Source organism: Mycobacterium sp. shizuoka-1, from assembly GCF_002723835.1.
GTDB lineage: Bacteria > Actinomycetota > Actinomycetes > Mycobacteriales > Mycobacteriaceae > Mycobacterium.
In genome coordinates this window covers 1-6,957 of record NZ_BEWG01000080.1, presented here as the reverse complement: position 1 = coordinate 6,957, position 6,957 = coordinate 1, and the positions used below count along the sequence as shown (strand labels likewise).

Genomic DNA, 6,957 nt, shown 5'->3' with positions numbered 1-6,957 from the left:
TTCGTCAGCGGCGCCGCGGGGGGTGGTGGCAGGCCTGGGAAGAGCGGTGTGCCGTCCGGGGCGTACCAGGGCGCTCCGTAGGGCGGGCCGCCGGGATAGGGCGGCGCCGGTCCCGGCGCCGGACCGGGAAGGCACTGCCCGACGTGTGGTGCTTCCGGAATGCCTCTGGTGACCGGGAAGTAGTCGGCGGAGCACGTCTGCCCGATACCGGGGTTGGGCCGCCAGTCCAACCCGGTACCCCAGCCGGTGTTCGTGATGAGCTGGCGCACCGGGAAGTTCTTGGCAACATCTGGAAGCGATCCACAACCGGGTTGTCCGCCGGGTCCGCCCTTGGCTGCCACGAGCGGGAGGTTCTCCGGGTACCGATAGAGGTCGTCGCCGAATGCCAGCCCGGCATCGAGGTAGACCGTGCGCCCGTTGCCGCCGAACCACTGACCGGCCTTGTCGAGGAAGACCTTGGCGCCTTGCACGGTGCAGGTGTATTCGGGGTTGTACTTGAGCAGAAGTGCGGTCGTGGGTTCGATGACGTTGACCGCCTTGACGATGTTGTCGCGGTTGGGGGCGAGCAGCCCGAGCCCGTCGTTGGACAGCCCGATGGTGTTGACCAGCAACGTATCCAAGTCCCTGGCATGGTCGGTGACCGTCACGCTGGTCGTGCTGGCCGCGTCGAGGGTGGCCAGGATGTCCGGCGCGGCAGCACGGTAGGCATCACTGAAACCTCGCAAGGACCGCCAATCCGCGGCCACGGTGTCCATTCTGGGATTCACCGCGCGCAGGACTTCGTCGGCGTCGGTGATGGCCTGACCCATCTGCTCGCCACGGCCGCGCACACCGTCGGCCAGCGCGGTCAGCACAGAGTTCAATTTGGACACGTCGACCTGGCGCAGCAGCCCGACAAGGTTGTCGAACACCGTGTTGACCTCGGTGGTCACGTTGCGTGAGTGCAGCACGGCGCCGGCGGCCAACCGGGCGGGGCTGGGATCCGCCGGGTAGACGAGGTCGACGTACTTGGCTCCGAAAGCCGTCGTGGCCTTGATCTGTGCGCCGACGTTCGCCGGGATGTGGGCGACCTGATCGGGAAAGATCTCCAGCTTCAACGCGACCGGGCCGGTGCCGCCTGCGATGCCGGCAACGCGTCCCACCTCGACCCCGCGCATCTTGACTTTGGCACCGGTCTCCATCACCAGACCACTGCGATCCGATGTCAGAGTGACCGGAAGATAGCTGCGGAACGTTCCGGCGAACAGGGCCGAACACAGTCCGGCCATGCCGATGATGGCCGCGAAGAGACCCGCGGTCCACCACAACGGGTGGCCACCGCCCGCTCCATCCCGCGATGCCATCCGCTAGCCCGACAGATGGAAATTTCCGGACTGGCCGTAGATGGCCAGTGAGAGGAACAGAACCACGAAGACCGCGGAGATCATGGATGTGCGCACGGCGCGACCGACCGCCTCACCCACCCCGGCCGGCCCCCCGGAAGCGGTGAAGCCGTAATAGGTGTGCACCAACATGATCACCGCCGCCATCGACACCGCCTGGAAGAACGACCAGACGATGTCCATCGGGTTCAGGAACGTGGTGAAGTAGTGGTCGTACACCCCGCTGGACTGACCGTAGACGACCGTCGTGCCGAACCGGGCGGCCAAGAAGGCGGTGATCATCGCGACGCAGTACAGCGGAATCACCACCACCACACCGGCCACCACCCGGTTGGACGCCAGGTACGCCACTGCACGCACCCCCATCACTTCCAGGGCGTCGATCTCCTCGTTGATCCGCATCGCACCCAACTGGGCGGTGGCACCGGCACCGATGGTGGCGGCCAGCGCGATCCCGGCGATGACAGGTGCGATCAGCCGGACATTGAAGAACGCCGACGCGAAGCCGGTCAGCGCTTCGACACCGACATTGGCGAACTGGTTGTAACCCTGCACCGCCACCAGCGCGCCGGTGGACAAGGTCAGGAAACCGACAATCACAACCGTGCCACCGATGACGGCCAAAGCCCCTGTCCCCAGGCTCATCTGGGCGATCAGCCGGATGGTCTCGACCTTGTAGTGAACGAGTGCCTCGCGGATGGACACCACGGTGCGGAAGTAGAACTGGGCCTGAGTGCCGATCCGGGTCAGGCCGTCGATCCAGCCGTCGACGACGCGCCGCCACTGTGGATGCGGCCGGCTGGGCACGGCGCTCACAGCGTCGCCTTCACGCCGACCGCGGTCGCGATGATGTTGATCGCGAACAGTGCCATGAACGTGTAGACCACCGTCTCGTTCACGGCGTTGCCGACCCCGGCCGGGCCGCCCCCCACCGAGACGCCCTTGAAGCAGGCGATCAGCCCGGCGGCCAGACCGAACAGGGTGGACTTGATCAACGAGATCACCACGTCGGGAGCCTTCGTGATCACGGTCAGACCGCCCACGAACGAACCCGGTGTCACGTGCTGAATGAAGACGGCGAAGGCGAAGCTGCCGATCAGCCCGACCAGGATCACCACCGACGACAGCAGCGTGGCGACAACGGTGGCGGCGAGGACCCGCGGCACGACCAATGCCTGGATCGGATCCACTCCCATGACCCGCAGCGCGTCGAGCTCGTCCCGGATGGTGCGTGCCCCGAGATCGGCGCACATGGCTGTCGCCCCTGCCCCCGAGACGACCAAAACCGTTACCACCGGACCGATCTGGGTGACAGTGCCGTACGCGGCTCCGGTTCCTGAGTAGTCCGCGGCACCGAACTCGACAAGCAGGATGTTGAAGGTGAAAACCATCAGGACGGTGAACGGAATCGCCAGCATCAGCGTGGGGAACATCGACACCCGCGCCACGAACCAGGACTGCACCAGGAATTCACGCCAGGCGAACGGCCGGCGGGGAATCGCGACCAGGACGTCGAGGGACATCGCAAAGAACCCACCCAGCGCACGAAACGGCTTGCCCGCGGGGGCCGACGAGATTCTGGCCAATCGGCTGGTCTCCGGGGCCGGGGCCACTGCGCCACGTCCGGCGATCAAGCGCATCCCCACCTTCCAGTTCATCTAGTTGGTGTGCCGACCCGACCGACGATGTCCCACAACTCCGTATGCCGCTGCGGCACAGGACTTGTGGGCCAGTTGTGATCTACGCCACCAAGCGTCAGAAACCTTACACCTATAGGTAAACGCCGTCAATTGGCCTGATCTCGCAGGACTCAGACCGGCCGGACACCACCGCTAGTTGGATTAGAAATTTTCATACTGATGAAGAATCATTAGCTGTACTGCGGATGGCCCGTTGCCTACCGTTGCTGTCATGACCTCGCCCCTGCTCGTCGGATTTCTGACGTCGTTCACGCTGATCGCGGCCATCGGCGCCCAGAACGCGTTCGTGCTGCGTCAGGGGATCCGCCGTGAGCACGTACTGGCGGTCGTCAGCGTCTGCGCGGTCTCCGACCTGCTACTGATCACCGCGGGTATCGCCGGCATCGGGGCACTGATCACCGCCCACCCGCAGACCGTCACCGTGGCAAAGATCGGCGGGGCCGGGTTCTTGTTCGGCTACGGCGCACTCGCCGCGCGACGCGCCCTGCGGCCGTCGAGCATGGCGCCGGCCCAGGACGGCTCCACCCGCCTGCTCTCGGTACTGCTGACCTGCCTGGCCATGACCTTCCTCAATCCGCACGTCTACCTGGACACCGTGGTGCTGCTCGGCACGCTGGCCAACCAGCACGCCGACAGTCGGTGGCTGTTCGGCATCGGGGCGGTGACCGCCAGCGTCGTCTGGTTCTTCAGCCTGGGCTTCGGCGCGCGGCGACTGTCCGGGCTGTTCGCCACTCCGCTGACCTGGCGCGTCCTCGACGGCCTGATCGCGCTCACGATGATCGGACTCGGCATCTCGCTGCTGGTGAGCTAGTCTCGCGCCGTGAGGGCGCAGTGGACGAGGCGCGGGTTCCTGGGGGCCGCCGGCGCGGCGGGCGCACTGCTGGCCGCCGCCTGCTCGTCCCAGGACTCGGATGAGGACGCCACCCCGAAGTCGGTCACGGTCACACACATCTTCGGCGAGACCACCATCTCGGCGCCGCCCAAGCGCGTCGTGAGCGCGGGTTTCACCGAACAGGACGATCTGCTCGCGGTCGGGGTCGTCCCCATCGCGGTGACCAACTGGTTCGGCGACCAACCGTTCGGGGTGTGGCCGTGGGCGCTGCCCAAACTCGGATCAGCCCAACCCGTTGTGCTGAACCTGGACAACGGAATTCAGGTCGATCAGATCGCCGCGCTCAAGCCCGACCTGATCGTGGCGGTCAACGCCGGCCTCGACTCCGACACCTACGCCAAGCTCTCGGCGATCGCCCCGACGATCGCCCAGTCTGACGGGGATGCCTTCTTCGAGCCGTGGAAGGACCAGGCCACCGCGGTGGCAACCGCGGTGTTCCACGCCAAGCAGATGAAACAGATCATCGCGAACGTCGAGAGCAGATTCGCCGACATCGCGAAGAACAACGCCGCGTTCAAGGACCGCAAGGCGCTGCTGTTGGGCGGAAGCTTCGTCGGCGGCACTCTGACCGCGACGCTGCCCGGCTGGCGCACCGAATTCCTGACCGCGATGGGCTTTCAGATTCCCGACGGCATCGGGGCCTACGCCACCGACGGTCATCAAGCCGCGATCCCCCACGACAAACTCGCCGACGTCCTCGACACCGCCGACGTGCTGATCTGGGCCACCGAGAGCGACGCCGACCAGGCCGCTCTGCTGGCCGAGCCGGCTATCGCCGCCCTGGGCACCCGCAACGTCTTCACCGGCAAGGACCTCGCCGGGGCGATCGCGTTCGCCTCGCCGCTGTCCTACCCGGCGGTCGCCGATCAGCTCCCGCCGCTGCTCTCGCGCGCGCTGAGCTGACCGGCCGTGTTTGGATGACACCGTGACAAGCAGCCAGACCACCGCGCGCGACGCCATCACCCCCGGGTTCGCACAGGTCGGGTCTCGCTACTATCCGGTCTTCGTCTCGGTATTCACCGCGCTGGTGATCATCTCCAACGTCACCGCCACCAAGGGTGTCGCCTTCGGGCCCGTCATCGGCAACTGGTCGATCATCACCGACGGCGGTTTCATCGTCTTCCCCCTCACCTACGTGATCGGCGACGTGCTCTCCGAGGTGTACGGATTCAAAGCCGCCCGCCGGGCCATCATCCTGGGCTTCGCGATGAACATCTTGGCCGCGCTGGCATTCTGGGTGACGGTCTACCTGCCCTCGGCCGACTTCTACACCAACCAGGAACACTTCCAGAACATCGTCAGCGCCTACACCCAGCTGATCGTCGCCGGCCTCGCCGGTTTCATCGTCGGCCAGACCATCAACGCCTGGACCGTCGTCAAGATCAAAGAGCACACCAAGGAGAAGCATCTCTGGGCGCGGCTGGTCGGCTCGACCTTCGCCGGTCAACTCGGTGACACCCTGGTGTTCTGCAGTATCGCCGCCGGCGCCATCGGGATCAACACCTTCGGCGACTTCGTCACCTATACCGCGCTGGGCTGGGTGTACAAAACCGCCGTCGAAGTGGTGATGCTGCCGGTAACTTACCGGGTGATCGGCTACGTCAAACGCCGCGAGCCGACCTACACCGCGATGGTCTGACGCGCCCCGCGGGCCTATCGTCGGTACATGAGTGTGTCGACAGATTCCATGGTGCCGAACACAATCCGTGACTACGGCGACCAAGCACTGCTGGCGGAATGCACCTCGACCGAGCAGGTGCTGGCACTGACGGCGGCACTGCGCGCCGCACAGCTGCCGGGTGTACTCGACATCGTCCCCGCCGCCCGCACCGTGCTGATCACGCTCGCCGGTCCGCGCTACCAGTCGCCCACGCGGCAGCGGCTCCAGCGCCTGCGTCCTGGCGATGCCGACCCCGGCGCCGGCCGGGTCGACACCGCCGACGTGGTGATCGAGGTGGTGTACGACGGCGCCGACCTCGCCGATGTCGCCGCGCACACCGGCATGGATGTCGCCGAGGTGATCGAGGCCCATACCGCCAGCCCGTGGCGGGTCGGATTCGGCGGATTCGCACCGGGTTTCGCCTATCTGGTCGGCGGCGATCCCCGCCTGGCGGTGCCGCGTCGACACGATCCGCGCACCGCGGTACCGGCCGGCTCGGTGGGCCTGGCCGGCGAGTTCAGCGGCATCTACCCGCGCCAGTCCCCCGGTGGATGGCAGCTGATCGGACGCACCGATGCGGTGTTGTGGGACATCGACCGGCCGCAGCCCGCGCTGCTGCAACCCGGCCTGTGGGTGCAGTTCCGGGCGATCTCGCGATGATCGCGCTCGACGTGCTGCGCACCGGCCCACTGGCTGTCCTCGAAGACCTCGGCCGGCCGGGGCTGGCGCACGTCGGGGTGACCCGATCCGGGGCAGCCGACCGCCGCGCCCACCGGCTGGCCAACCGTCTGGTGGCCAACCCTGACGACCGGGCGACCCTGGAGATCACCCTGGGCGGATTCGCCGCCCGGGTGCGCGGCGGCGATGTGGACGTCGCCGTCACCGGAGCCGATGCCGATCCGGCTGTCAATGGAGTTCCCTTCGGCACCAACAGCGTTCACCACGCCCGTGCCGGGGACGTGATCTCACTCGGCACCCCCCGTGCCGGACTGCGCAGCTATCTCGCCGTGCGTGGGGGCTTCGCCGTCGAACCGGTACTCGGCTCGCTCAGTTACGACGTGATGTCGGCGATCGGCCCGCGTCCGCTGCGCGCCGGGGACACGCTGCCGATCGGGCCGCATGCCGACGACTACCCCGAGCTCGACCAGGCACCGGTGGCCGCCATCACCGAAGGCCTGCTCGAGCTGCGCGTGGTGCCCGGCCCCCGCGACGACTGGTTCACCGATCCCGATGCCCTAGTTGTAACTCCCAGACAGGTTGTGAACGGCGTGGTGAGCGGAAGTAGGTGAGGACCTCCGGTATCGGTGTGGTTACCAAACACGC

The 6,957-nt window shown here is 66.8% G+C and carries 7 protein-coding genes and 1 pseudogene; 5 read left to right on the top strand and 3 right to left on the bottom strand.

The window, feature by feature from the left end; all coding sequences use genetic code 11:
- From MSZK_RS21745 to MSZK_RS21735, 3 genes are all read right to left on the bottom strand, one after another.
- Nucleotides 1-1,343: MCE family protein (locus MSZK_RS21745; RefSeq protein WP_099250699.1), on the bottom strand; the 1,343-nt coding region annotated here is incomplete at its 3' end.
- A 3-nt stretch (nt 1,344-1,346) separates the two neighbouring features.
- Nucleotides 1,347-2,198: an ABC transporter permease gene (locus MSZK_RS21740; protein WP_099250678.1), complete on the bottom strand. Its 852-nt coding sequence runs from the start codon at nt 2,196-2,198 to the stop codon at nt 1,347-1,349.
- A complete protein-coding gene (locus tag MSZK_RS21735; RefSeq protein ID WP_099250698.1) occupies nt 2,195-2,905 on the bottom strand; it encodes an ABC transporter permease in 711 nt (236 codons plus the stop codon). Before MSZK_RS21735 ends, MSZK_RS21740 begins: the two co-directional genes overlap by 4 nt.
- A gap of 388 nt (nt 2,906-3,293) precedes the next feature.
- Between MSZK_RS21735 and MSZK_RS21730 the strand changes: the two genes are divergently transcribed.
- From MSZK_RS21730 to MSZK_RS21710, 5 genes and pseudogenes are all read left to right on the top strand, one after another.
- Nucleotides 3,294-3,893 (top strand): LysE/ArgO family amino acid transporter, encoded by a 600-nt coding sequence (locus MSZK_RS21730; protein ID WP_099250677.1) that lies wholly within the window; start codon nt 3,294-3,296, stop codon nt 3,891-3,893.
- A gap of 9 nt (nt 3,894-3,902) precedes the next feature.
- Complete coding sequence (locus MSZK_RS21725) at nt 3,903-4,877, top strand: ABC transporter substrate-binding protein (protein WP_099250676.1); 975 nt, start codon at nt 3,903-3,905, stop codon at nt 4,875-4,877.
- Between the two features lie 22 nt (nt 4,878-4,899).
- Nucleotides 4,900-5,613, top strand: a complete 714-nt coding sequence (locus MSZK_RS21720) for a queuosine precursor transporter (RefSeq protein WP_199203431.1) — start codon at nt 4,900-4,902, stop codon at nt 5,611-5,613.
- Nucleotides 5,614-5,640: 27 nt separating this feature from the next.
- The gene (locus MSZK_RS21715; protein ID WP_099250675.1) at nt 5,641-6,294 is read left to right on the top strand and encodes an allophanate hydrolase subunit 1; all 654 of its coding nucleotides are present in this window, start codon (nt 5,641-5,643) and stop codon (nt 6,292-6,294) included.
- Nucleotides 6,291-6,881 (top strand): annotated as a pseudogene (locus MSZK_RS21710) (allophanate hydrolase subunit 2 family protein); the annotation flags it as partial. The gene MSZK_RS21715 and the pseudogene MSZK_RS21710, both read left to right, overlap by 4 nt.
- Between the last annotated feature and the right edge of the window lie 76 nt (nt 6,882-6,957).

What these genes read in the sequence shown, in the direction of transcription:
- MSZK_RS21735 (WP_099250698.1), bottom strand. Translation starts at nt 2,905, where the DNA reads ATGTCCCTCGACGTCCTGGTCGCGATTCCCCGCCGGCCGTTCGCCTGG.
- MSZK_RS21730 (WP_099250677.1), top strand. Translation starts at nt 3,294, where the DNA reads ATGACCTCGCCCCTGCTCGTCGGATTTCTGACGTCGTTCACGCTGATC.
- MSZK_RS21715 (WP_099250675.1), top strand. Translation starts at nt 5,641, where the DNA reads ATGAGTGTGTCGACAGATTCCATGGTGCCGAACACAATCCGTGACTAC.